Annotated in this window: 8 protein-coding genes; 3 read left to right on the top strand and 5 right to left on the bottom strand. The window is 74.9% G+C overall.

Annotation, left to right across the window (positions count from 1 at the left end):
• Positions 1 to 2: 2 nt before the first annotated feature.
• Positions 3 to 1,064 carry an ABC transporter substrate-binding protein gene (locus C9F11_RS13750; RefSeq protein WP_171075731.1) on the bottom strand — a complete coding sequence of 354 codons (1,062 nt, stop codon included), beginning with the start codon at positions 1,062 to 1,064 and terminating at the stop codon, positions 3 to 5.
• A gap of 108 nt (positions 1,065 to 1,172) precedes the next feature.
• On the opposite strand from C9F11_RS13750, the gene msrA reads away from it, so the two are divergent.
• Positions 1,173 to 1,847, top strand: coding sequence for a peptide-methionine (S)-S-oxide reductase MsrA (gene msrA, locus C9F11_RS13755; protein ID WP_138959571.1), 675 nt, complete (start codon positions 1,173 to 1,175; stop codon positions 1,845 to 1,847).
• 75 nt (positions 1,848 to 1,922) lie between these two features.
• Here the strand turns inward: msrA and C9F11_RS13760 are convergent, their stop codons facing one another.
• Positions 1,923 to 3,257 carry an acyltransferase domain-containing protein gene (locus tag C9F11_RS13760; protein WP_138959572.1) on the bottom strand — a complete coding sequence of 445 codons (1,335 nt, stop codon included), beginning with the start codon at positions 3,255 to 3,257 and terminating at the stop codon, positions 1,923 to 1,925.
• Between the two features lie 272 nt (positions 3,258 to 3,529).
• Here C9F11_RS13760 and C9F11_RS13765 point away from each other — a divergent pair, with 272 nt between their 5' ends.
• Both C9F11_RS13765 and C9F11_RS13770 read left to right on the top strand, forming a co-directional pair.
• Positions 3,530 to 4,921, top strand: coding sequence for a helix-turn-helix domain-containing protein (locus C9F11_RS13765; protein ID WP_138959573.1), 1,392 nt, complete (start codon positions 3,530 to 3,532; stop codon positions 4,919 to 4,921).
• Entirely contained in the window at positions 4,918 to 11,358 is a 6,441-nt protein-coding gene (locus C9F11_RS13770; RefSeq protein ID WP_249401721.1) for a type I polyketide synthase, read from the top strand. Before C9F11_RS13765 ends, C9F11_RS13770 begins: the two co-directional genes overlap by 4 nt.
• A 101-nt stretch (positions 11,359 to 11,459) precedes the next feature.
• On the opposite strand, the gene C9F11_RS13775 is transcribed toward C9F11_RS13770, so the two are convergent.
• The 3 genes from C9F11_RS13775 to C9F11_RS13785 all read right to left on the bottom strand — a co-directional run bounded on the left by C9F11_RS13775 (position 11,460) and on the right by C9F11_RS13785 (position 26,851).
• Positions 11,460 to 12,608 carry an acyltransferase gene (locus tag C9F11_RS13775; RefSeq protein ID WP_138959574.1) on the bottom strand — a complete coding sequence of 383 codons (1,149 nt, stop codon included), beginning with the start codon at positions 12,606 to 12,608 and terminating at the stop codon, positions 11,460 to 11,462.
• 431 nt (positions 12,609 to 13,039) lie between these two features.
• Complete coding sequence (locus C9F11_RS13780; RefSeq protein ID WP_138959575.1) at positions 13,040 to 18,487, bottom strand: type I polyketide synthase; 5,448 nt, start codon at positions 18,485 to 18,487, stop codon at positions 13,040 to 13,042.
• A gap of 12 nt (positions 18,488 to 18,499) precedes the next feature.
• Complete coding sequence (locus tag C9F11_RS13785; RefSeq protein WP_138959576.1) at positions 18,500 to 26,851, bottom strand: type I polyketide synthase; 8,352 nt, start codon at positions 26,849 to 26,851, stop codon at positions 18,500 to 18,502.
• Positions 26,852 to 26,918 lie beyond the last annotated feature (67 nt).

Below are 26,918 nucleotides of genomic sequence, written 5' to 3' on the forward strand. Positions count from 1 at the left end.
GGCTAGCGGACCTTGCCCGGGTAGAGGGTCTTGGCGATCCGCACCACGGTGTCGGCGTTGGAGACGCCCGCGATGGTCGTGGCCTCGGAGCCGACGCGCAGGAACTTCCCCTGCCTCACCGCGCGCAGGCCCTTGGTGGCCGGGTTGTTCTCCAGCCACTTCCTGGCCTCGTCGAAGGCCTTCTCGTTGGCCGCGGCGCTGCCGCGGTTGCGGACGCCGAGCTGGATCCAGTCCGGGTTCTTGGCGACCACGTCCTCCCAGCCGACCTGCTTGAACGCGCCGTCGCAGGAAGCGAAGACGTTCCGGGCGCCCGCGAGGTTGATCACCGCGTGGCCGACCTGGCGGTTGCAGACGGCCGTGGGCTGCTTGGTCCCCGCGTCGTAGTCGAAGAAGAAGTACGTGGGCCGCTTCCGCTCGGGGACGCCGCGCACCGCCGTGCGCACGGCGGCCAGCTTCGTCCGCATGCCGTCGACGAGTTCCGCCGCCGTGCTCCGGTTGCCGGTGACGGCGCCGAGCGAGGTGATGTCCCGCTCCACGGCGGACAGATCGGTCACGGGGCCCTTCCGGCCCTGCGCGCAGGCGGTGGACTTCAAGTAGATGTGCTTCATCCCGACGGCCTTGTACTCCTCGGGGGTCGGGGCGTCACCCATGCCGCCGCCCATCCCGCCCATGGAGGCGAAGGTGTCGATGTACAGCTCGGCCCCGGAGCCGAGCAGCTTCTCCTTGGGGATCACGGAGCGGCTGAGCACCTTCACGTCGTCCGCCCGCGCCCCGAGCGCGCCCGGCAGCGTGCCCTTGCCGGGCGGGAAGCCGGTGCCGACCACCCGGTCCCCGGCGCCGAGCCTGAGCAGCAGCTCCAGGGCGGCGGCGTTGCTGGTCACGATCTTCCGGGGCGCGGCGGAGAAGGTGGTCGCGTCGCCCTCGCAGTCGGTGACCCGCACCGGGAACCCCGCGGCCCCGCCGTCCGCTGCGGAGCCGTCCGTGCCGTCGCCGCCACCGCCGCAGCCCGCGACCAGCAGACCGCCCACCGCGACCGCCACACCCCACCCCGTACGCGTACGCATCGCACCTCTCCTGGAACCGCTCGAAGGGCCGGGCCTCGCGCACCGGCAGCCCAGGAGTCGCGCCGGGGCCCCGCCGGGTTCCCGCCGCTTGCGCACGGGGGCGGGCGCATGCGCCGCCGAACCCGCGAAACCGCCGAACTCCCCTTCCCGCACAGGCTCTTCACCCACCCGCTGGAATTGTTATTCCTGCTACAATCCAGCGAAAATTCGGACCTGAGTCTGGGGAGGACTCCGATGGCCGATGAAATATCCGAATCCGGGAATGCCGAGACCGCGACACTCGGTCCCGGATGCTTTTGGTCCTTCGACGCGGTGATGCGTCGGACCCCCGGTGTGACATCAAGTGTCGCGGGTTTCGCGGGAGACCACGGCCCGCCCCCCAACTACGAGGACTACGAGCGCTACGGACTCAATCCGCAGAAGTTCGTCGAGGCGGTGCAACTGACGTTCCGGCCCGACACCATCTCTTTCGAGGAGATACTCACCCTCTTCTTCCAGAGCCATGATCCGACCACGCCGAACCAGAGCGGCGCGGACCACGGCACCGTTTACCACTCGACGATCTTCTACGCCGACGAGGACCAGCGGGCGCGTTCCGAGCAGGTCATGAACCGGGTGCGGAAGGAATTGGGGCAGGACATCGTGACCGATCTCCGGCCCTATCAGCAGTTCGTCGTGGCCGACTCCGATCAGCAGGACTTCTACAACAAGAACCGCTTCCAGCCGTACTGCCGGGCGGTCATCGAACCGAAGCTCCGCACGCTGGGCATCGACGTCGACTGACGGCGCGACCCCGGCCGCGTACGGGAAGGCCCTGACCGGAACCCCGGTCAGGGCCTTCGGCCCCGTGGGGGTCCGTCACGCGAAGGCCGCCGTCCAGTCCACGGCGACCCCGTGCACGTACGCCTCCGCCAGCGCGGCGAGGAACCGGGCGGCGCCGCCGTCCTCGTTGCGCAGCGTCGCCATGAGCACCGCCGAGCGGCCGAGCTCCTCCACGATGTCCTGCATGCCGACGGTGAGCACGGGCTGGGCGCTGCACTCGACGAAGACCTCGTGGCCGTCGGCGACCAGGGAGCGCACGGCGTCGTCGAACCTGACCGTCTGGCGCAGGTTCCGGTACCAGTACTCCGCGTCGAGGCCCTCGGTGTCGACGCGCCGCCCGGTCACCGTCGAGTAGAACGGCACGTCGCCCGCCGCCGGTTCGACGCTCGCGGCCAGGTCGAGGAGGGTCTCCCGGAGGTCCTCCACGTGCGGCGAGTGCGCGGCGAAGTCCACGCCCGGCACCCGCCAGCGCATCATCCGGGCGGCCCGCAGCGCGGCGCCGAAGTCGGCCATGGCGGCCGCGTCGCCCGAGACGGTGATGGTCGCCGGGCCGTTCACCGCGGCCACCGAGAGGGCGCCCTCCCAGTCGGCCAGCATGGTCCGCACCTGGTCGCCCGGGGCGAGCACGGTCAGCATCTCGCCCCGGCCGCGGATCTTCGTCAGGGCCTGGCTGCGCAGCGCGACGATCCGCGCGGCGTCGTCGAGGGACAGCGCGCCCGCGACGTGCGCCGCGGCGATCTCGCCCTGCGAGTGGCCGACCGCCGCGCCCGGCTCGACGCCGAAGCGGCGCCACAGCCGGGCCAGGGACACCATCATCGAGAACAGCACCGGCTGCACGACGTCGACCTGGTCCAGCGGCGGGGTGCCCGGCACGCCGCGCAGCACGTCCTCGAGAGACCAGTTCAGATACGGCGACAGGGCCTTCTCGCAGTCCCGGACCGCCTCGGCGAACACGGGCGAGGCGTCGAGCAGCGCCACCGCCATGCCGGCCCACTGGGTGCCCTGGCCGGGGAAGACGAACACCGGCCGGGTGCCCGGCCCGGCCTGCCGCGGCGCCCGGCCGCTGATCACGTGCGGCGCGGGCCGGTCCTCGGCGAGCGCGCGCACCCCGTCGAGCAGTTCGGCGCGGTCGCGCCCGATGACCACGGCCCGGTACTCACCCGCGGCCCCGGCCGCCACGAGCGACCGGCCCACCTCGGCGAGCAGGCCGGCCTCGGCCTCGGCCGCGCCCGCCGCCGGGCCCGGGGCGAGCCGGGCGAGGAGGCGGCCGGCCTGGGCGCGCAGTCCCGCCGTGCTGCGCCCGGACAGCACCCACGGCACCGTGCCGGTCACTGCGCCGGTTCGAAGGTCTTGCGTGGCGGGCTTGGTCACGAGCACTCCTCGTCACTGCCAATCAGGGGGGACCGGTCGATGGCGGGGCGCGGCGCAGGACCGCTGCCCGTCGGCGGGACCGGGCAGCGCCAAGGCCACTGCCGATCGGTGGACCGCGAGCGCAAGATATCCCCGAAGCCCGGAACTACCGCCCACCGCGCGGTAATTCCGCCGGTCAGGCCCGGTTACCGGGCGGTTACCCGCCGTGGCCGAAAGCGCGTATAGGCTGCCCGCACCCAGTCGCGTCCGCTTTCCGTTAGGGAGGCTACTCGTTGTCAGGCTGCCCGACTTCGCAGGCCACTATTCCTGCGCGTCCACAGATCACGTCCACCAGTTCCCTGCTGCATCTACTGCGCCCCGCTGACGACTCCGTACTCCATTTACCGGCGACGAATCCGCAGCTGGTCGAGGAGGTAGTCGCCCGCGTCGGTACGGGTGCGACCGGCTGGGCGATCGAGAACAGCCGCCTGCTGCTTGCCGAACTCTCCGGAGAGCCCTTCGCCCGTTTCGACCAGAAGTCCCGCAGCGAGACCAGGCTCGTCGAGGCGATAGCGCTCTGGGTGGTCCTGCGGCTCAGCGGCATAAGATCCATCACCGGCGTCCTTTCCGCGGAGCTCACCCATACCATTCGGGAACGCATCTCGGACAACACGACCGTCGACCACGTCCTTCGCTATGTCCGAGCCGCCCACGCGAGTTTCACCCGTGAGCTGTTCGAGTTCCGCGACGCCGTGATCCCCGCCGAGGACCAGGCGACGATGATGCGGTCCATTTCCGCCGACCTCTTCGAGGGCATGGAGACGCTGTCCGCCGCGGTCGCCGAGAAGTTCGCCGCCGAGCGCGACCGCTGGTTCGCCGGTTCGGTGGGCGAGCGCCTGGAGCTGGTCTCCTCGATCCTCAAGGGCAAGCCCGTCGACACCATGCGGGCGCTGCGCCAGCTCGGGTACGACCTGACGCTGCACCACGTCGCGCTCGTCCTGTGGCAGGACGAGATCACCCCCGACAGCAGCCGCGAGCTGGAGGCCACGGCCCTGCGCCTGCTCGACCAGGTCGGCTGCTCCTCGATGCTGATGCTCCCCGCGGGCCCGGGGCGGCTGTGGGCGTGGGGCGGCCGCGCCACCGACCGCCCGGCCGAACTGCGGCGCTCCGAGCAGCCCGTGGACCTGCCCCCGCACATCCACGTCGCCTCCGGCCTGCCGGGCGACGGCGTGGCGGGCTTCCAGCGCTCCCACGAGCAGGCCGTCACCGCGGAGCGCGTCGGCGGCATCATCGAGCCGGGACCGTACGGGCTCTGCGACTACGGCGACCTGGAGCCGGTGATCCTGCTCGGCAACGACGCCGAGGCCACCGCCGACTTCGTGCGCCGCGAACTCGGTCCGCTCGCCGCCGACAACAGGTCCATGGCCGCGCTGCGCGAGACCGTGCGCTGTCTGCTGGACAACGAGCGCGGCGTCGCCCTCACCGCCAAACACCTGCACATCGCGAAGAACACCGTGGTCTACCGGGTGAAGAAGGCGGAGCAACTCCTCGGGCGGTCCCTGCGCGAGGACCGCCTCCGCTTGCACCTCGCGCTGTACCTGGCGGGACGGCTCGGCTCCACGGTGCTCGCCGACCACGATCCCGCGACAGGCCTTGAGAACTCGATTCGGGCGGTAGCCAAATGAGCGGTCAGCAGATGAACAAGGACGAGAAGCTCCTCGACTACCTCAAGTGGGTCACCGCCGACCTGCACAAGGCCCGGGCCCGGGTCGAGGAACTGGAGGCGGGCCGCTCCGAGCCCATCGCCATCGTCGGCATGGGCTGCCGCTACCCCGGCGACGTGACGACGCCCGAGGACCTGTGGCGCCTTGCCGCCGACGGCGTCGACGCGGTCTCCGGCTTCCCCGCCGACCGCGGCTGGGACGTGGACGCCCTGTACGACCCGGACCCGGACGCCACCGGCAAGGTCTCCGCGCGCGAGGGCGGCTTCCTCAGCGACGTGAAGGGCTTCGACGCGGCCTTCTTCGGGATATCCCCGCGCGAGGCCCTCGCGATGGACCCGCAGCAGCGGCTGCTCCTGGAGACCACGTGGGAGGCCGTCGAGCGGGCCCGCATCGACCCGCGCTCGCTGCGCGGCAGCGACACCGGCGTGTTCGTCGGCGTGATGTACACGGGCTACGCGTCCGACGTCGACGCCTCGGCCGCGGGCACCGAGGGCTACATGATGACCGGGATGCTGACCAGCGTCGCCTCCGGCCGGATCTCGTACCTCCTCGGCCTCGAAGGCCCGACGGTCACCGTGGAGACGGCCTGCTCGTCGTCGCTGGTCTCGATCCACCAGGCCGTGTCGGCGCTGCGCGGCGGCGAGTGCTCGCTGGCCCTGGCGGGCGGGGCGATGGTCCTGCCGGTGCCGGACCCCTTCGTGGAGTTCTCGCGGCAGCGCGGCCTCGCGCCGGACGGCCGCTGCAAGGCCTTCGCCGCCGCCGCGGACGGCACCGGCTTCTCCGAGGGCGTCGGCGTCCTCGCCCTCGCGCGGCTCTCCGAGGCCCGGCGGCGCGGCCTGCCGGTCCTCGCGGTGATCCGGGGCACCGCGGTGAACTCCGACGGCGCCTCCAACGGCCTGACCGCCCCGAGCGGACCCTCGCAGCAGCGCGTCATCCGCGCGGCCCTGGCCAACGCCGGGCTCTCCCCCGCCGAGGTCGACGTGGTCGACGCGCACGGCACGGGCACGATGCTCGGCGACCCGATCGAGGCCCAGGCGCTCCTCGCGACCTACGGCCAGTCCCGGACCGACGACCAGCCGCTGCTGCTGGGCTCGTTGAAGTCGAACATCGGGCACACGCAGGCCGCCGCCGGGGTCGCGGGCGTGATCAAGATGGTCATGGCGATGCGGCACGGGGTGGTCCCGAAGACCCTCCACGTCGACGAGCCCACCCCCGCCGTCGACTGGACCGCCGGGTCGATCGAGCTGGTCACCGAGGAACGCCCCTGGCCGACGACCGGCCGCCCGCGCCGCGCCGCCGTCTCCTCCTTCGGCGTCAGCGGCACCAACGCCCACCTGGTCGTCGAGCAGGCCCCGGCGGCCGATCCCGGCGAGCCGGTGGAGCCGACGGCGACGCTGCCGGTGGTGCCGGTGCCGGTGTCGGCCAGGAGCGAGCAGGCGTTGCGGGCGCAGGCGGAGCGGTTGGCCGCGGTGGTGGCCGAGGGTGCCTCGGCGTTGGATGTGGGTGTGTCGGCGGCGGGTTCGCGGTCGGTGTCGTTCGAGCATCGTGCGGTGGTGCTGGCGGCCGACAGTGCAGAGCTGGTGGCGGGGTTGGAGGCGTTGGCTCGTGGTGAGTCGGTGCCGGGTGTGGTGGCGGGGGTTTCCGGTGAGGGGCGTACGGCGTTCTTGTTCACCGGGCAGGGCGCGCAGCAGCCGGGTATGGGGCGGGAGTTGTACGAGGCCTTCCCGGTGTTCGCGGCGGCGTTCGATGACGTGTGTGCGGGGTTCGAAGGCCTGGTACCGGGTTCGTTGAGGGAGGTGGTGTTCGGCGGGGCCGGGCTGGACGAGACGGGGTGGACGCAGCCCGCGTTGTTCGCGTTCGAGGTGGCGCTGTTCCGGCTTGTGGAGTCCTTGGGTGTGGTGCCGGACTGCGTGACCGGGCATTCGGTCGGGGAGCTGGCGGCGGCGCATGTGGCGGGTGTGCTGTCGCTGGAGGACGCGTGTGCGGTGGTGGCGGCGCGGGGTCGTTTGATGCAGGCGCTGCCGTCCGGTGGGGCGATGGTGGCGGTGCAGGCGGATGAGGCCGAGGTCCTGGAACTGCTGGAAGGCCATGAGGCGCAGGCGGGGATCGCGGCGGTCAACGGGCCGACCTCGGTGGTCATCTCCGGGGTCGAGGACGTGGTCACCGGCATTGCGGAGGTGCTGCGGGAGCGGGGTCGCAAGACGAACCGGCTCACGGTCAGCCACGCCTTCCACTCTCCGTTGATGGATCCGGTGCTGGAGGAGTTCGCCGCCGTCGTCAATGGCGTGACCTTCACGGAGCCGCAGATTCCGATGGCGGCGGACAGCGAGCAGGTGTGTTCGGCCGCGTACTGGGTGGAGCACATTCGTGGGGCGGTGCGGTTCGCTGATCACGTCGTACGGCTGCGGGAGCGGGGGGTGTCCCGGTTCCTGGAGATCGGGCCGGACGGGGTGCTCACCGCGATGGGGGCGCAGAGTGTGGAGGCGTCGTTCACGGCGTTGCAGCGGCGTGAGCAGCCTCAGGTGCGGACCGTGCTGGCCGGGCTCGCCCGGTTGCACGCGGCCGGGCACGCGGTGGAGTGGGCGCGGCTGTTCGAGGGCACCGGGGCCGCTCTGGTCGACCTGCCGACGTACCCCTTCCAGCACCAGAACTACTGGCTGGACAGCACATCGGCGGCCTCGCGGAGCACGCCCGGGCTCGGGCTCGCCGCGCCGGGGCACCCGTTCCTCACCACGGCCGTGCGGCTCGCCGGTGGTGACGGCGCGGTGTTCACCGGGCGGCTGTCGCTGCACGCCCACCCCTGGCTCGACGGGCACCGCGTCGGCGGCACCGCGACGCTGCCCTCGGCCGCCCTGGTCGAGCTCGCGGTCCGCGCCGGTGACGAGGCGGGCTGCTCCGGCGTCGCCGACCTGACGGTCAACGCCCCGCTGACCGTGCCCGAGAGCGGCGGCGTCCAGGTGCAGGTGGCCATCGGCGCGGCGGGCGAGGACGCGTACCGGCGGATCACCATCAGCTCGCGGCCCGACCGGGACGAGCAGGGCGCGCCGTGGCGGACGCACGCCACCGGCCTGCTCACCGAGGCGCAGCCCGCGCCCCTGGTGTCGCTGGCGGCCTGGCCGCCGCCGGGCGCGACCCCGGCCGGGCTCGACGGCTTCTACCAGCGGCTCGACGAGAAGGGCTTCGCGCACGGGCCGGTGTTCCAGGGGCTGCGGGCGCTGTGGCAGCGGGGCGACGACCTGTTCGCCGAGGTCGCGCTGCCCGACGACGCGGACCTGGACACGTTCGGGATCCACCCCGCGCTCCTCGACGCCGCGCTGCACCCGCTGCTCGCCGCCGGGCGCGACACCACCGGGCTGTCCTGGCACGGCTTCAACCTGTACGCCTCCGGGCCGCGCACGCTGCGGGTCTGGCTCAGGTCCAAGGGCGACGACGCGTTCCGGCTGTGGCTGGCCGACGGGGCGGGCGAGCCGGTCGCCGAGGCCCGCGCGCTGCGGCCGACCCCGGTGGCGCCCGCGGAGCGGCTCGCCGGGGCGGCAGGCGACTCGCTGTTCCACGTGGTCTGGTCGCCGGTCGGCCTGCCCGACCCGGAGGACCTCACGCCCGCCCGGCTCGCCGTGCTCGGTGAGGCGCCGGACGGGCTCGGGCACCGCGTCGAGAGCGTCGCGGAGGCCGCGGGGGACGTCCTCGTGGCCGTACTCGACGTACCGTCCGGGGACGGGGTCGGCACGGTGGACGCGGCGCACCGGAGCACCCTGCGGGCGCTGGAACTGGTGCAGGACGGTCTCGCCCTGGAGACGTCCCGGCTCGTCCTGGTCACGCGGAACGCCGTCGCGACCCGTGACGGCGAGGACGTCGACCTCGGCGCGGCCCCGGTGTGGGGCCTGGTCCGGTCGGCCCAGGTGGAGAACCCCGGCCGGATCACCCTGATCGACCTCGACGACGACCCGGCGAGCGCCGGGGCCCTCACCGCCGCGATCGCCTCCGGCCACGAGCAGGTGGCCCTCCGGGCGGGCCGCGCGAGCACCCCGAGGATGGCCCGGGTGCGCCCGGCCACCACGGCCGTGCCGGTGTTGGCGGCGGAGGGGACGGTGCTCATCACGGGGGGTACCGGTGCGCTCGGTGGTCTGTTCGCCCGGCATCTGGTGGGGGCGTACGGGGTGCGGCATCTGGTGTTGACCAGCCGTCGGGGCCAGGACGCTCCCGGGGCCGGGGAGTTGGCCGCGGAGCTGGCCGGTCTGGGCGCCACCGTCACGGTTGCCGCGTGTGACGCCGCCGACCGCGACGCGCTCAAGGCCGTCCTGGACGCCATCCCCGCCGAGCACCCGCTGACCGGTGTCGTGCACACCGCCGGTGTCATCGACGACGGCATCATCACCGCCCTCACCCCCGAACGCCTCACCACCGTCCTGCGGCCCAAGGCCGACGCCGCCTGGCACCTGCACGAACTCACCCGCCACCAACCCCTCGCCCTCTTCACCCTCTTCTCGTCGGTCGCCGGTGTCATCGGCTCGCCGGGGCAGGCGAACTACTCGGCGGCCAATCTGTTCCTCGACGCCCTCGCGCAGCACCGCCGCGCCCACGGCCTCCCGGCGGACTCGCTGGCCTGGGCGGCGTGGGCGCAGGAGCACGGCATGGCGTCGCGGCTCTCCGAGGTCGACTGGAGCCGGGCGACCCAGTCGGGCCTGAGGCCCATCGCGCCGGAGGAGGGGCCCGAGCTGTTCGACGCGGCGCTCGCCTCCGCGCACCCGGCGACGGTGCCGATGCACCTCGACGTCGGGCTCCTCGAACGGCAGTCGGGACCGCTCTTCCCGGTGCTGCGGAGCCTGGTGCGCAGGCCGGACCGGCGCGTGGTCACCGCCGCGGCCGCGCACAGCGGGCGGCTCGCGGAGCGCCTCGCCGAGCTCGACGGGCCCGGCAGGCACGAGCTGCTGCTCGACCTGGTGCGCTCGTCGGTGGCCGCGATCCTCGGCCACGGCAGGACCGACGGCATCACCCCCGCCACCGTCTTCACGGACCTCGGCTTCGACTCGCTCACGGCCGTGGAGCTGCGCAACCACCTGGAGGGCGTGACGGGTCTGCGGCTGCCGCCGACCCTGCTGTTCGACCACAACACCCCCGCGGCGCTCATCGACCACCTCGGCGCGGAGCTGGCCAGCCGGTCCGAGGCGCCCGCCCGGTCCGCGGTGGACTTCGCGGCCGAGGTGCGGCTCGCCGACGACGTGGTCCCGGCCGCCGAGGTCGTCCGCGTGGTCGCCGACCCCGGGCAGGTGTTCCTCACCGGGGCGACCGGGTTCGTCGGGGGCTTCCTGCTCCGGGACCTCATGCGGTCGACGGGAGCCACCGTGCACTGCCTGGTCAGGGGCGCCGACGAGGCGGCCGCCCTGGACCGGCTGCGGTCCGGCCTGACCTGGTACGGCATCTGGGACGACATCGACCCCGACCGCCTCAAGGTGCTCCCCGGCGACCTCTCCGCACCGCGCTTCGGACTCACCGCGGAACGGTACGACCGGCTCGCGCGGGAGGTCGACGCGGTGTACCACGCGGGCGCCACCGTCAACTGGCTGCACCCGTACCAGTCGTTGAAGGCGGCCAACGTCACCGGCACCGAGGAGGCGCTGCGGCTCGCCGCGCTGCACCGGACGGTCCCGCTGCACTACGTGTCGAGCACCGGCGTCTTCGCCAAGGCGGCTCCCGGCGGCGCCGGTCTGACCCCCGAGGACCCGACCGGGCCCCCGGAGGAGCTGACCAACGGCTACCGGCAGAGCAAGTACGTCGCCGAGAAGATCATCGGGCTCGCCCAGGAGCGCGGTCTGCCCGTGTCGGTCTACCGCGCCGACGTCATCTCCGGGGCCCGGACCAACGGAGCCTGCCAGACCCGCGACTTCGTCTGGCTGAGCCTCAAGGGCAGCCTCCAGGCGGGGAAGGTGCCGACGGGCGCGAACGCGCTGTTCCCGATGGTGCCGGTGGACTACGTCAGCGCGGCCGTCCTTGAGCTGTCCCGCACGGCGGACAGCCGGACCTTCCACCTGTTCAACCCGGTGGCGGTCAGCTTCGCCGACATGGTGACGCGGCTCCGCGCCCTCGGTCACGTCCTGGACGAGGTGTCCTGGGACGAGTTCGAGGCCACGGTCCGCGACGACCGGGAGAACGCGCTCTTCCCGACGATCGACATCTTCCGCGCCTACATGACGGCGGGCGAGGCCCTGTACATGCGGGTGGACGTCAGCGCGACGGAGACCGCCCTGGCCGGCACGGGCATCACCTGCCCGGAGATCGACGCCGAACTCTTCGCCACGTACGCGGAGTTCTTCACGGAGGCCGGATACTTCCCGGAGCCCGACGGCGCCCCGCAGGGGCGCGGGGAACTGCGCGACCAGCCACAGTCGGCCGGCAGGTGAACGACGGCCCGACGCGGCACTCCCGGTAGAGCACTGGGCCCAGGCACGGAGGGCCGGACGCGTCCCACGGACGCGTCCGGCCCTCCGGCTTGGGGTGGCGCTCAGTCGAGTACGCGCTGGCCCTCCGCCTTCGCGGGGGGAACCGCGGCGACCGCGGCCGGGCGGTGGCGGCCGAAGCGGCGCATCAGGGGCCTCTCCACGCACCAGTACAGGACGGTGGCGGACACCACGGCCGCCGCCAGCAGGACGAGGACCATGAGCGAGCCGGTCGCGAGGGAGAAGGTGCGGGTGGGGCCGAGCCAGTCGGCCACCGTCACGATGATGATCCAGTGGACCATGTAGAAGGCGAAGGAGATCTCGCCGAGGAACACCATCACGGGCCTGCGGAACACCGACGGGGTCTGCTGCCGGTCGGCGACCGCGGCGGCGGCGATGAGCGGCGCGGTCCACACCGTCGACATCCCGGCCGTGCCCGCCAGGTACGGCAGCTTCAGGGCGAGCACATAACCGGCGACGGCGATCGCGAAGGCGGGCACCAGGCCGATGCGCGGCCACCGCCCCGCCGCCACGATCCGGGCCAGGACGATGCCGAGGACGAATTCGAGCGCGCGGACCGGCGGGAAGAAGTACACGAACCACACCTGGTCGAAGGAGACCTCGCCGGTCAGACCGAAGCCGATGAGACCGGGCCGGTCGCTCACCGCGTAGGTGGCGACGAGGAACGCGCCCACGATCAGCCCGAGCACCACGGCGAGCGCCGGCCACAGCCATTCCTCGCGGATGCGGCGCACCACGGGGAAAAGGACAGGAAAGGCCAGATAGAAGAAGAATTCACAGGCCAGTGACCAGCTCACCCCGTTGACGGCCGAACTCGTCCGGATGTCCGGGAACCACGCCTGCTGCATGGTCAGGGACGCGAGCCAGTCGACGGTGCGCGTGGGCCGGTCGGTGCTGAGCACGAAGAGCGCCGCGAGACCGAAGGTGACCCAGTGCATGGGCCCGATCTTCACCAGGCGGCGGCGCCAGAACGAGGTCGTCGTGTCGCTCGCGCGGGCGGTCCAGGCGAGGACGAAGCCGCTCAGGATGAAGAAGAAGCCGACGCCGTACGAGCCGGAGAGGGCGAAGGCGTCCCGGAGCTTCACCCCGGTGTCGCCCGGGATGAGCTGGGTGTACCAGACGACGTGCGTGGCGAAGACCATCAGGGCCGCCACGAAGCGCAGGCCTGTGAGGGACGGCAGCCGCGTCAGCATGCGGTCCGCCCGGAAAGCGAGCGGCCGTGCGCAGGCCGGGCGGAATACGGCCGCCCGGAAAGCGACTGACGGGAAAGCGACCGGCCACAACGTGACCAGCCGGAACTCGGCCGAAAACAAACGGAATTGGTCTGTGATTGCGCAGGAATGGCCCACGCTATCGGGTAACCTGACATGGGTGGCCTCCGTACCGGAAAGCGAATGTGACTGGGTAGCGGAAGACTGACACGCTTTCCCACGCGCGCGGTCATGCCACGGTAACCGCGCGCCCCGGAGGGAATTACCGCGCGATGGGCGTGGAATTGCCGCGCGGGCAGGAAAGAGCGAAGGGCCCGTTCGGAGCAGCGGCCGATGCCCCGAGCGGACCCTTCGCGACTTTCGGGCCCGCCGCCCCGCGGCGCCTCAGCGCGCGGTCACGGCGGGCCCCGCCCTCAACTGCCGTCCAGGAACTGGAAGAGCTCCTCGTCCGTCGCGTCCGTGACGTCGAGCTTCGGCCCGGACCTGTCGGCGTCCCGGAGCGTGCGCAGCCGTACCAGCAGGCCCTCGATCCGCTGCGCGATCTCGTCCCCGTCGGGCCCCGTCGCCGAGGACGCCGTCAGGGCCGCCTCGACCCGGTCGAGCTCCGTGAGGACCGAGCCCGGCGCGGGGCGCGGCGCCCGGTCCGCGAGCTCGCGGACCAGTTCACGGGCCACCGCCACGGCCGTCGGATGGTCGAACACCAGCGTCTGCGGCAGCCGCATGCCGGTCTCCGCGCCGAGCCGGTTGCGGAACTCCACGGCGGCCACCGAGTCGACGCCCAGCTCGGAGAACGCCCGGTCGGGAGCCACCGTCCGGCCCGCCGGATAGTCCAGGACCCGGGCCATCTCCGTGCACACCAGGTCGAGCAGCACCGCGTGGCGCTCGTCCTCCGCGAGACCGGCCAGCCGGTCGAGGACGGAGCCCGCGCTCACCGGCGCCGGGCGCACGGGGCGCGGGGCCCCGCCGCGGCCCGCGAGCCGCCGCAGGATCGGCGGCACGTCCGCCTGGGCGCGCATCGACGCCAGGTCGAGCGCCACCGGCACCAGGACCGGCTCGTCGAGGCCGAGCGCGGCGTCGAGGAGCGCCACGCCCTGCTCCGACGAGGACAGGGTCACGCCGAACCGGGCCAGCCTGGCCAGGTCCATGTCGGTCAGGTGCTCGGTCATCGTGCTGCGCTCGGCCCACATGCCCCACGCCAGGGACACACCGGGCAGGCCCCGGGCCCGCCGGTGCTGCGCGAGGGCGTCCAGATAGGCGTTGCCCGCCGCGTAGTTGGCCTGGCCCGCCGGGCCGATCAGACCGGACATCGAGGAGAAGAGGACGAACGCCGACAGGTCCAGGCCGCGGGTCAGCTCGTGCAGGTTCCACGCGGCGACCATCTTGGGGCTGAGCACCGCGTCGAGCCGCTCCGGGCTCAGCTCGGTGAGCACCCCGTCGTCGACGACGCCGGCCGCGTGCACGACCGCCGTCAGCGGGGCGTCGGCCGGGACGTCCGCGAGGACGCGGACGAGCGCGGCCCGGTCGGAGGTGTCGCAGGCGGCGAGGACGACCTCGGCCCCCAGCTCCGTCAGCTCGGCCGCCAGCTCCGCGCCGCGCGGCGAGTCCGCGCCCGCACGGCTGACGAGCACCAGGCGCCGTACGCCGTGCGCGCTCACCAGGTGCCGGGCCACGACCCCGCCGAGCGTGCCGGTGCCGCCGGTGACGAGCACCGTGCCGGTGCCGAACGCCCCCGCGGGCGCGGTGGCGCCGCCCGCTTCGGCCCGGGCGAGGCGGGGCACGAGGACCCGGCCCTGCCGGAGGGCGAGCTGCGGCTCCTGGTCGAGCAGCGCGGCGAGTTCGCCCCACGCCACGGCCCCGGCCGCCGCCTCGTCCTCGTCCACGTCCACCAGGGCGAACCGGCCCGGGCTCTCCGTCTGCGCCGAGCGCACCAGGCCCCACACGCCCGCCTGGGCGAGCCCGTCGACCGGCTCCCCGGACGCGGTGGCGACCGCGCCCCCGGTCACCAGGGCGAGCGTGCCCGAGGCGCACCGCGGGTCGGCGAGCCACTCCTGCATGACGGCGAGGACCTCCGCGGTGACCTGCCGCGCGTCGGGCCCGTCCGGGCAGCGCAGGAACACCACGCCCGGGTCGTCGGGAACCTCCGCCAACTCCCGTACGAGCGTCCACCGGGCGGCGGCGGCCGCTTCGGCGGGCGCGGCCGACCAGTCGACGCGGAACATCGAGTCCGCGGGCGCGCCCGGCCCGTCGGCGGGCATCTGCCGCACCCGCAGCGCGTCGACCGACGCCACCGGCACCCCGGCGGTGTCCGCCAGCTGCACCGACACCGCGTCCGTCCCCGCGCCCGTCATCCGCACCCGCAGCGCGGCCGCCCCGGCCGCCGAGAGGGACACGCCCGACCAGGCGAACGGCAGGACGGCGCCGTCCGACCCGTCGAGGAAGGAGCCGCACCAGATGGTGTGCAGGGCCGCGTCGAGCAGCGCCGGGTGCAGCCCGAAGCGGTCCGCGTCGGCCGCGGCCTCCGCGGGCAGGGCGACCTCGGCGAACACCTCGTCGCCGCGCCGCCACAGCGCCGAGAGCCCCTGGAACACCGGGCCGTAGTCGTAGCCGCGCGCGGCGAGGGAGGCGTACAGGTCGCCGAGCGCGACCTCCCGCGCCCCCTCCGGCGGCCACACCGCGGCCTCGAAGCCCGCGGGCTGGGCCCAGTCGGCCAGCGAGCCCTCGGCGTGCCGGACCCACTCGCCGCCCTCCGCCTGGGCGTGCACCGACACCGCCCGGTGGCCGGACGCGTCGGCGTCCTCGACCACGACCTGGACACGGGCCCCGGTCCGCTCGCCGATGACCAGCGGGGCGTGCAGCGTCAGCTCGTCGAGCAGGCCGCAGCCGACCTCGCGGCCCGCGCGCAGGACCATCTCCACGAACGCCGCGCCGGGCACCACCACCCGGCCGAACACCGCGTGGTCGGCCAGCCACGGCTGGGTCTCCAGGGAGAGCCACCCGGTCAGGACCGTCGCACCGGACTCCGGCAGCGCGAGGACCGCGCCGAGCAGCGGGTGCTCCCCCGCGGTCAGGCCCGCGGCCCGCAGGTCCCCGGCCGCCGCCGTCCCGTCCATCCAGTACCGCTCGCGCTGGAAGGCGTACGTCGGCACCTCCACGGCCCGCGCGCCCGACCCGGCGAACACCTGCTGCCAGTCGGCCTCCACGCCGTGTACGTACAGCGCGGCGAGCGCGGTCAGCGCCGTGGCCGCCTCCGGCCGTTCGGCGCGCAGGACCGGCACCACGACCGGCGCGGGCTCCCCGCCCCGCTCCGCGAGGCAGCCCTCCGCCATGGTCGTCACCGCGGCGTCGGGGCCCGCGCCCACGAACCGGGTGACCCCGTCGTCCTGGAGGCGGCGCACCGCGGCGGCGAACCGCACCGGCTCGCGGACCTGGCGCACCCAGTACTCCGGCGAGCACACCTCCCGCGCCGTCAGCGGCTCGCCGGTGACGGTCGACACGACGGGCAGGACCGGCTCGTGGAACGCCACACCGGTGAGCACCTCGCGGTAGGGCTCCAGCATCGGGTCCATCAGGGGCGAGTGGAAGGCGTGGCTCACCCGCAGCCGCTTGGTGCGCCGGCCGAGGGCCGCGAAGTGCCCGGCGACCGCGAGGACCGCCTCCTGCGCCCCCGAGACGACCACGGACCGGGGCCCGTTGACGGCGGCGATGCCCACCCCCTCGCCGGCGGCGCCCGCCAGGGCCTCGGCACCGGGTGTGCCCGCCAGGGCCTCGGCGACCTCCTCCTCGGTGGCCTGCACCGACACCATCGCGCCGCCCCCGGGCAGCCGCTCCATCAGCCTGCCGCGCGCCGCCACCACGCGGCACGCGTCGTCCAGCGTCCACAGGCCCGCGACGAACGCCGCCGCGAGCTCGCCGATCGAGTGCCCGGCCAGGACCTCGGGGCGTACGCCCCACGAGCCGAGGAGCCGCGCCAGGGCCACTTCGACCGCGAACAGCGCGGGCTGCGCCCAGCCGGTCCGGTCGAGCAGTTCGGCGCCCTCCGCCGCGAACAGCACCTCGCGCAGCGGCCGGTCGAGCAGTCCGTCGAACCCGGCGCACACCTCGTCGAGCGCCGCCGCGAACACCGGGAACGCCGCGTACAACTCGCGTCCCATGCCGAGGCGCTGGGTGCCCTGCCCGGCGAACACGAAGGCGGTGCGGCCGCCCCGGGCGACGCCGCGCACCACGCCGGAGCCCGCGCCGCCGCCCGCGATCGCCCGCAGGCCCGCGAGCAGCCCCTCCTGGTCCTTCGCCACCACGGCGGCCCGCTGCTCGAACGCCGTCCGGGTGGTCGCGAGGGCGAACCCGGCGTCCAGCGGGTCCAGGGAGTCCACCGCGGCGAGCAGCTGCCGGGCCTGGGCGGCGAGCGCCTCGGGGGTCCTGCCGGAGAGCACCAGCGGCACGGCGGGCAGGGGGACGTGCTCCTCCCGCGCGGCCTCCGGCGCCTCGGGCGCCTGCTCCAGGACGAGGTGCGCGTTGGTGCCGCTGATGCCGAACGAGGACACCGCGGCCCGGCGCGGCTCGCCGGTCACCGGCCACTCGCGCCGCTCGGTCAGCAGGTTCACCGCCCCCGTCGACCAGTCGACGTGCGACGACGGGGTGTCCACGTGCAGGGTCCGGGGCAGCACGCCGTGCTGGAGCGCGAGGACCATCTTGATGACGCCGCCGACCCCGGCCGCGGCCTGGGTGTGCCCGATGTTGGACTTGAGCGAGCCGAGCCACAGGGGGCGGTCGCGCTCGGCGCCGTAGGTGTCGAGGACGGCCTGCGCCTCGATGGGGTCGCCGAGGCTGGTGCCGGTGCCGTGCGCCTCGACGGCGTCGACGTCCGCGGGGGTCAGGCCCGCGTCCTCCAGGGCCTGCCGGATCACCCGCTGCTGCGCCGGGCCGTTGGGCGCGGTCAGGCCGTTGGACGCGCCGTCCTGGTTGACCGCGCTGCCGCGCACCACGGCGAGGACCGGGTGGCCGAGCCGCCGGGCGTCCGAGAGCCGCTCCACCAGGAGCATCCCCGCGCCCTCGGCCCAGCCGGTGCCGTCGGCAGCGTCGGCGAAGGACTTGCAGCGCCCGTCCGGGGACAGGCCGCGCTGCCTGCTGAAGGCGACGAGCATGCCCGGCGTCGACATCACCGTGGCACCGCCCGCGAGCGCCATCGTGCACTCGCCCCGGCGCAGCGACTGCACCGCCAGGTGCAGCGCCACGAGCGACGAGGAGCACGCCGTGTCGACGGTGACCGCGGGGCCCTCGAACCCGAAGGTGTACGCGATCCGCCCGGAGGCGACGCTGTTGGTGGTGCCGGTCAGCAGGTGCGCCTCCGCGCCGCCGACGGCCTGGTGCAGCCGGGGCCCGTAGTCCGGGGCCATGGCGCCCGCGAACACCCCGACCCGGGCGCCGCGCAGCGAGGCCGGGCGCACCCCGGCCCGCTCCAGGGCCTCCCAGGAGGTCTCCAGGAGGAGGCGCTGCTGCGGGTCCATCGCCACCGCCTCGCGCGGCGAGATGCCGAAGAACTCCGGGTCGAAGTCCGTGGCCCCGCGCAGGAATCCGCCGCGCCGGGTGTACGTACGACCGGGGGTGTCGGGGTCCGGGTCGTACAGCGCGTCACCGTCCCAGCCCCGGTCGGCGGGGAACACGGTGATCGCGTCGCCGCCCGCGTCGAGCAGCCGCCACAGCTCCTCCGGCGAGCCGACGTCGCCGGGGAAGCGGCAGCCCATGCCGACGACGGCGATCGGCTCCCGGCTCGCCTTCTCGGCGTCGGACAACCGCTGCTTGGTCTGCTGCAGTTCGGCCGTGACCCGCTTGAGGTAGTCGACCAGCTTCTCTTCGTTACTCACAAGACCCCCGCTTCAGGACGTGCCAAGTTCGCCATCGATGAGATCGAAGAGCTCCGCGAGCTCAAGACCGTCGAGCTCGCCGCCGGGCGGCGCGGACTCCGGTGCGGCCGTGGCCTCTTCGGCCGGTTCGGGTACGGCGGGCGCGGCCGGGCCGAGCGCGGCGCAGATGTGCGCGGCGAGCGCCGACGGCGTCGGGTAGTCGAACACCAGGGTCGCCCGCAGCCGGAGGCCGGTCGCCGTGCCAAGGCGGTTGCGCAGCTCCACGGCCGTCAGGGAGTCGAAGCCGAGCTCCTTGAAGGTGCGGCCCGGGTCGACCCCGCCCGGCTCGCCGTGGGCCAGGACGGTCGCGGTGTGCTCGCGCACCAGGGTGAGGAGGGCCTCCGCGCGCTCCTCGGCGGACAGCGCGGCCAGGCGCTCGCCGAGCGGGGCGGGGCCGCCGGGGCCGCCGGTGGCCGCCGCGGCGCGGCGGACCCGCTCGCGGACCAGGCCGCGCAGCAGCGCGGGCACCGCCCCCTGGGCCCGTACGGCCGCCGGGTCGAGACGGGCCGGGACGAGCAGGGGCGCGGCGGAGGACACCGCCGTGTCGAAGAGGGCCAGGCCCTCCGCCGACGTCAGCGGCGCGAGTCCGGCGCGGCGCATCCGGCTCAGATCGGCGTCCGCGAGGTGGCCGGTCATGCCGCTGGCCTCGGCCCACAGGCCCCAGGCGAGCGACACGCCGGGCAGGCCCCGCGCGGCGCGGTGCTGCGCGAGGGCGTCCAGGAAGGCGTTGGCGGCGGCGTAGTTCGCCTGCCCCGGGAGGCCGAGGATCCCGGCGACCGAGGAGAACAGCACGAACATCGACAGGTCGAGCCCCAGGGTCAGTTCGTGCAGGTTGAGGGCGGCGTCGACCTTGGGCCTGAGGACCCGGCCCAGCTGCTCGGGGCGCATCGCTTCGAGCACGCTGTCGTCGAGCAGCCCGGCGGCGTGCACCACGCCGGTCAGCGGCCGGTCGGCGGGGACCGCGGCGAGGAGCGCGGCCAGCGCGTCCCGGTCGGCGACGTCGCAGGCCGCCACGGTGACGTCCGCGCCCAACTCGGTCAGCTCGGCGGCGAGTTCGGCCGCGCCGGGGGCGTCGGGGCCGCGCCTGCTGGTGAGCAGCAGCCGCGTGGCGCCGTACCGGGTCACCAGGTGCCGGGCGAAGAGGCCGCCGAGCGTGCCGGTGGCGCCGGTGACGAGGACCGTGCCCCGCGCCAGGTCCGGCCGGGCCGTCGGCAGGCCCGTGGCGCGGGCGAGCCTGGGCACGAGCAGCCGCCCCTCGCGCAGCGCCAGCTGGGGTTCGGCCGCGGCCAGGGCGGTGGAGAGGGCCGCGGTGGACGCCGCGTGGGCATCCAGGTCGATGACCGCGAAGCGGTCGGGGTGCTCCCGCTGCGCGGTGCGGACCAGGCCCCACGCTGTGGCTCCCGCCATGGTGGGCCGGTGCTCGGGTGCGGGTTCATCGTGGCTGGTCGCGCAGTTCCCCGCGCCCCTGCGGGGCGCGTCTGCCGCCACCGCTCCGCGGGTGACGAGGACCAGCTTCGACGACGCGAAGCGCTCGTCGGCCAGCCACTCCTGGATCAGGCTCAGGGCGCGGCCCGCGACGGCGTGGGCGTCGGCCTCGGTGAGTGGGGCGAGGACGGTGTCCGGCACGGATCCCGCGGCGGCGAGCGCGCCGAGTCCCGCGTGGAGGGGCGCGCCGGTCGCGAGGTCGTCGGTGCCGACGGCCGCCCACGCCGGGGCCGCCTCGGGGGCCTCCGGCACGCGCGCCTCGGTCCAGTCCACGCGGAACAGCGCGTCCGGGGGCCCGGCGGTCAGCTCGCCCGCGGGCATCGGCCGCAGCGCGAGGGCCTCCACCGAGGCCACCGGCGCCCCGGAGGCGTCGGCGAGCCGCAGGGCGAGGGTGTCCGGGCCGTCAGGGGTGATCCACACGCGCAGCGCGGCCGCGCCGGTGGCCCGCAGCGACACGCCCTGCCAGGAGAACGGCAGACGGCAGTCCGGGCCGTCCCCGACGGCGGCGTGCAGGGCCGCGTCGAGCAGCGCGGGGTGCAGTCCGAACCGGCCCGCGTCCGCCGCGACCTCCTCGGGCAGGGCGACCTCGGCGAAGGTCTCCGCGCCCCGCCGCCACCAGGAGCGCAGGCCCTGGAACGCCGGGCCGTAGCGGTAGCCGAGCTCGGTCCAGCGGTCGTAGCCGCCGTCCCAGTCCACCGCGACGGCGCCGGGCGGCGGCCACGCGCTCAGGTCGAACTCCTCGGCGGGGCCCGAGGCGAGCAGGCCGCTCGCGTGCCGGGTCCAGCCGCCGGAGCCGTCCGCCGGGCGGGCGTGGACGGCCAGGGCGCGGCGGCCGTACTCGTCCTCGTCGCCGACCGTGACCCGGACGGCGACCGCGCCGTGCGGCGGCAGGACCAGCGGCACCTCGCAGGTCAGGTCCGCCACCTGGTCGCAGCCGACCTCGTCGCCCGCGCGGATCGCCAGTTCGGCGAAGGCCGCGCCGGGCAGGACCACCGTGTCGCCGAGCCCGTGGTCGGCCAGCCACGTCTGGGTCCGCGCGGAGAGCTGCCCGGTCAGGACGACGCCGCCGGAGTCGGGCAGTTCCACCACCGCGCCGAGCAGCGGGTGGTCGGCGGCGGCGAGGCCCGCGGCCGTCACGTCCGCCGCCGCGTCGGTGCGCGCGGGCTCCAGCCAGTAGCGCCGCCGCCGGAACGCGGAGGTGGGGACGTCGACGGGCCGGGCGCCGGGGAAGACGGCCCGCCAGTCGGGCCGCACGCCGCGTGCGTACGCCTCGGCGAGCGAGGTGAGGAAGCGCTCCTGGCCGCCGTCGTCGCGGCGCAGAGAGCCCACGGCGACCGCGTGGTCCACCAGGTCCTCGACCGCGGTCGTCAGTGCCGGATGCGGGCTGACCTCGACGAACACCGAGTGCCCCCGCTCGGCGAGCACGCCCACGGTCTCGGCGAAGCGGACCTGTTGGCGCAGATTGCGGTACCAGTACGCGCCGTCGAGGGCGGTGGTGTCCAGGGCGTCGGCGGTGACCGTCGAGTAGAACGGGATCGCCGCGGGGCGCGGCGTGAGGCCGGTCAGGAGCGCGGCGAGGTCGTCGGCGATCCGCTCCACGGGCGCCGAGTGCGAGGCGTAGTCCACCGGGAGCCGCTTGACGCGCACCCCGTCGGCCTCGCAGGAGGCGACGAGTTCGTCGAGGGCGTCCAGGGCTCCGGCGACGACGACCGCCCCCGGGCCGTTGACGACGGCCACGGAGATCCGGCCGTCCCACGGGCGCAGGCGTTCGGCGGCCGCGTCCTCGGACAGGGCGACGGAGACCATGCCGCCGGTGCCGGACAGGGCCAGGATGGCCTTGCTGCGCAGGGCGACGACCTTCGCCGCGTCCGCGAGGCCGAGGGCCCCGGCGACGCAGGCGGCGGCGATCTCGCCCTGGGAGTGGCCCACCACCGCGGCGGGCTCCACGCCGTAGGAGCGCCACAGCGCGGCGAGGGACACCATCACCGCGAACAGCGCGGGCTGGACGACGTCCACCCGCTCCAGGGCGGCGGCATCGCGCAGCACCTCGAACAGGTCCCAGTCGACGTGCGGGGCCAGGGCCTCGGCGCACGCCCGCATCGACGCGGCGAACACCGGGGCCGCGTCGAGGAGTTCCACCGCCATCCCGGCCCACTGCGAGCCCTGGCCGGGGAAGACGAACACGATGCCGCCCGGCTCGCGCGCGGTGCCGCGCACCACGCCGGGGGCGTCGCTGCCCTCGGCGAGCGCCGCGAGGCCCCGGCGCCGCGCGGGCAGGTCCGCCGCGACGACGGCGGCCCGGTGCGGCAGTCCGGAACGGGCGGCGGCCAGCGCGAACCCGGCGTCCACCGGGTCGAGGCCGGGGTGCGTGTCCAGGAAGGACAGCAGGGCCGCCGCCTGGTCCGCGAGGGCGTCCGGCGCGCTCGCGGAGAGCACCCAGGGCAGCGCGGGGCCGGGCTCCGGGCGCGCCGAGGGGGGCCGTGCCGCCTGCTCCTGCTCCTGCTCCTGCTCCTGCGGGGCCTGTTCGATGATGACGTGGGCGTTGGTGCCGCTGATGCCGAACGAGGACACCCCGGCCCGGCGCGCCCGGCCCGTCTCCGGCCACCGGCGGGCCTCGGTCACCAGCTCCAGGCCGCCCGCGGCCCAGTCCACGTGCGGCGTCGGCTCGTCGACGTGGAGGGTCCGCGGGACCGTGCCGTGCCGCAGGGCCTGCACCATCTTGATCACCCCGGCCACGCCCGCGGCGGCCTGGGTGTGGCCGATGTTGGACTTCAAAGAGCCGAGCAGCAGCGGGCGTTCCGGTGCCCGGCCGCGGCCGTACGTGGCCGCGAGCGCGTCGGCCTCGATCGGGTCGCCGAGCGTCGTGCCGGTGCCGTGCGCCTCGATCACGTCGACGTCGGCGGGCGACATCCCGGCACCGGCGAGCGCCTGGCGGATGACGCGTTCCTGGGCGACGCCGTTGGGCGCGGTGAGGCCGTTCGACGCGCCGTCCTGGTTGACCGCGCTGCCGCGCACCACGGCGAGGACGCGGTGGCCGTTGCGCCGCGCGTCCGAGAGCCGTTCGAGCACCACGGTGCCCGCGCCCTCGGCCCAGCCGGTGCCGTCGGCCCCGGCGGCGAACGCCTTGCACCGGCCGTCCCCGGAGAGGCCGCGCTGCCTGCTGAACTCCACGAACATGCCGGGCGTGGACATCACCGCGACGCCTCCGGCGAGGGCCAGCGAGCACTCCCCCGCCCGCAGGGCCTGCGCCGCCAGGTGCAGCGCCACCAGCGACGAGGAGCACGCGGTGTCCACGGTGACGGCGGGGCCCTGGAGGCCGAGCGTGTAGGCGATGCGGCCGGAGGCCACGCTGATGGTGCTGCCGGTGAGGCGGTAGCCGTCGGACTCGGCGTGGGCGGCGTGCAGCCGGGGCCCGTAGTCCTGCGCCATCGCCCCGACGAACACGCCCACGGACGCGCCGCGCTGCCCGGCGGGGTCGAGCCCGGCCCGCTCCAGGGCCTCCCAGGACGTCTCCAGGAGGAGGCGCTGCTGCGGGTCCATCGCGAGGGCCTCGCGGGGCGAGATGCCGAAGAACTCGGGGTCGAACTGGTCGGCGTCGTGCAGGAATCCGCCGTGCCGGGCGTAGGACGTGCCCGCCCGGTCCGGGTCGGGGTCGTAGAGCCGTTCGGTGTCCCAGCCCCGGTTGGCGGGGAACTCCGAGATCGCGTCGGTCCCGTCCAGGACGAGGCGCCACAGGTCCTCCGGCGAGGCGACGCCGCCGGGGAGGCGGCAGGCCATCCCGACGATCGCGATCGGCTCGTCGGCCGCCGCGACGGCGGCGGGGGCGGAGGCCGCGGGGGGCCGCGCGTCCGTGGTCCGCTCTCCCGCGGGCGTCAGCGTACGCAGATGGTCGGCGAGCCGGGCCGGCGTCGGGTGGCCGAACAGCGTCCCGGCCGGGAGCGCGAGGCCGGTCGCCGCGGACAGCCGGTCCCGGAGCTCCACCAGGGACAGCGAGTCGAAGCCGAGCTCCTTGAAGGTCGTGCCGGGCTCCACCGCGTCGCCGTCCGCATGTCCGAGCACGACGGCGACCGTCGACCGTACGAGGGCCAGCAGACCGGGTCCGGCGGGGAGGGCGGGGGCCGCCACCGCGGCGGCCGTCGGGGGCTCGGCGCCCAGGGCCTCGGGGACGTCGGGGGCCGCGGGCCGGGCCGTGGCCTCGGCCAGCCAGTACCGCTCGCGCTGGAAGGCGTACGTGGGCAGGCGCAGCGTCCGGGCGCCGCGCAGGGCGAAGACGCGCGGCCAGTCCACCTCGGCGCCGCGCGCGTGGAGTTCGGCGAGCGAGGTGAGGAACCGCTCGGGGCCGCCCTCGCCCCGGCGCAGCGAGCCGGTGACGACGGCGGACGCGACGCCGGCCCGCTCCACCGTCTCCCGCAGCGGCGGCACGAGCACCGGGTGCGGGCTGCACTCGACGAACACGCCGTGCCCGTCGCGCACCAGCGCCTCGGTCGCCCGCTCCAGCTCCACGGTCCGGCGAAGATTGCGGTACCAGTACGCCGCGTCGAGCTCGGCGGTGTCCAGCAGGCCGCCGGTCACCGTGGAGTAGAACGGCACCGCCGACGTCCTCGGGCGGATCCCTTCGAGAACGGTGTGCAGGCGTTCCTCGATCTGTTCCACGTGGGCGGAGTGGGACGCGTAGTCGACGGCGATCCTGCGGGTCTCGACGCCTTCCGCGGTCCACCGCTCGACGAGCCGGTCCAGGGCGTCGGCGTCGCCCGAGAGCACCACCGACGACGGGCCGTTGGCCGCGGCGATCGACACCGCGCCGTCCCACGCGGCGATCCGGTCGCGCACCTCCGCGGCGGAGCGCAGGACCGACACCATGCCGCCGCGCCCGGAGAGCGCGAGGACGGCCCGGCTGCGCAGCGTCACCACGCGCGCGGCGTCCTCCAGGGACAGGGCGCCCGCCACGCAGGCGGCGGCGATCTCGCCCTGGCTGTGCCCGACGACCGCCGCGGGCTCGACCCCGCAGGAACGCCACGCGGCGGCCAGGGACACCATCACGGCGAACAGCGCGGGCTGGACGACGTCGACCCGCTCCAGGGCCGCCGCGTCGCGCAGCACCTCGTCGAGGGACCAGTCGACGTAGGGCGCGAAGGCCTCCTCGCACGCGCGCATCGACGCGGCGAACTCCGGTACGGACTCCAGGAGTCCGACGGCCATGCCCGCCCACTGCGAGCCCTGCCCGGGGAAGACGAACACCGTCTTGCCGGCCGCCGTGGCCTGCCCCTCGACCACTCCGGCGACGGCCGTGCCGGAGGCGAAGGCGGCCAGGCGGGCGCGGAGTTCGGCCCGGTCGCCGCCGGTCACGACGGCGCGGTGCCGGAAGGCGGTCCTGGTGGTCGCGAGGGACAGGCCGATGTCCGCGGCGGGCACCGCCGCCCGCGCGTCGGCGAAGGAGAGGAGCTGGGCGGCCTGGGCGCGCAGCGCCTCGGGGGTGCGGGCGGAGAGCGGCCAGGCCAGGGCTGCGGGGGCCGGGCGCTCCTCGGCGGCCGGGGCGGCGGTCGGGGCGGTCGCCGGGCCGGTCGCGGCGTCGGCGGTCGGGGGCTCGCTGACCACCAGGTGGCAGTTGGTGCCGCCCATGCCGAACGAGCTCACCCCGGCCACCAGCAGCTTGTCCGGCTCGGGCCACGGCGTCAGCTCGGTCTGCACCCGCAGGCGCAGCTCGTCGAGGGGGATGTCCGCGGGCGGCGCGGTGAAGTGCAGGCTCGGCGGCAGCTGCCGGTGGTGGATGCTGAGGACCACCTTGAGGAGCCCGGCGATGCCGCCCGCGCCCTCCAGGTGCCCGATGTTGGACTTGACCGAGCCCACCGCGAGCGGGGCGTCCGGCTGCCGGGCGTGCCCGAGGGCGGCGCCGAGCGCGGCGGCCTCGATGGGGTCGCCCACCCGGGTGCCGCTGCCGTGCAGCTCCACGTACTGCACGCCGCGCAGGGCGACACCGGCGCGCCGGTACGCCTGCCGGACGACCTCCTCCTGCGCGGAAGCGCTGGGCACGGTCAGGCCCGCGTGGTCGCCCTCGCCCGCGCCGTCGTTGTTCATGGCACCGCCGTTGAGGACGCAGTAGACGTCGTCGCCGTCGGCGAGCGCGTCGGCCAGCGGCTTCAGCACCAGGACGCCGCCGCCCTCGCCGCGGACGAACCCGTTCGCCCGCTCGTCGAAGGTGAAGCAGCGGCCGTCCGGCGACAGGCCGCCGAACCGGGCGGCGCCGAGCGTCGTCTCGGCCAGGACGTTGAGGTTCACGCCGCCCGCGATGGCCACGCCGCACTCGCCGCGGCGCAGGCTCTCGCACGCCATGTGGACGGCCACGAGCGAGGAGGACTGCGCGGTGTCGACGGCGAGGCTCGGCCCGCGCAGGCCGAGGTGGTGCGAGACGCGGTTGGCGATGATGCCGCGGCGGGTGCCGGTCATCGTGTGGCGGCCGATCCCGGCCTCGCCCAGGCGGTCCTGGAGCGCCGCGTAGTCGTCGTACATGACGCCGACGAACACGCCGGTGTCGCCGCCGCCGAGCGTGGCGGGGACGATCCCGGCGTCCTCCAGGGCCTCCCAGGACAGTTCGAGCATCAGGCGCTGCTGCGGGTCCATCGCGGCGGCCTCGCGCGGCGAGACGCCGAAGAAGGAGGCGTCGAACCGGTCGATGCCGTCGACGAACCCGCCGAGCCGGTGCGGCAGTCCGGCGCCGCGCCAGCGGTCGTCGGGGGCCTCGCGTATCGCGTCGGTCCCGGTCCGCAGCACCTGCCAGAACTCGTGGCCGTCGCTGGCCCCAGGGAACCGACAAGCCAATCCGACCACGGCGATCTGTCTCATGCCATGCAGTCAACAATGCGTACGGGAGCCCCGGCTTGTCGCCGGGTCCCAAAACACGATGCGGAAT

The sequence above is a fragment of the Streptomyces sp. YIM 121038 genome (assembly GCF_006088715.1).
GTDB lineage: Bacteria > Actinomycetota > Actinomycetes > Streptomycetales > Streptomycetaceae > Streptomyces.

Excerpts from the sequence above, each read along its gene's own strand:
- msrA (WP_138959571.1), top strand. The coding sequence starts at position 1,173 with ATGCGCCGCCGAACCCGCGAAACCGCCGAACTCCCCTTCCCGCACAGG.
- C9F11_RS13785 (WP_138959576.1), bottom strand. The coding sequence starts at position 26,851 with ATGAGACAGATCGCCGTGGTCGGATTGGCTTGTCGGTTCCCTGGGGCC.
- C9F11_RS13770 (WP_249401721.1), top strand. The coding sequence starts at position 4,918 with ATGAGCGGTCAGCAGATGAACAAGGACGAGAAGCTCCTCGACTACCTC.
- C9F11_RS13750 (WP_171075731.1), bottom strand. The coding sequence starts at position 1,064 with ATGCGTACGCGTACGGGGTGGGGTGTGGCGGTCGCGGTGGGCGGTCTG.
- C9F11_RS13775 (WP_138959574.1), bottom strand. The coding sequence starts at position 12,608 with ATGCTGACGCGGCTGCCGTCCCTCACAGGCCTGCGCTTCGTGGCGGCC.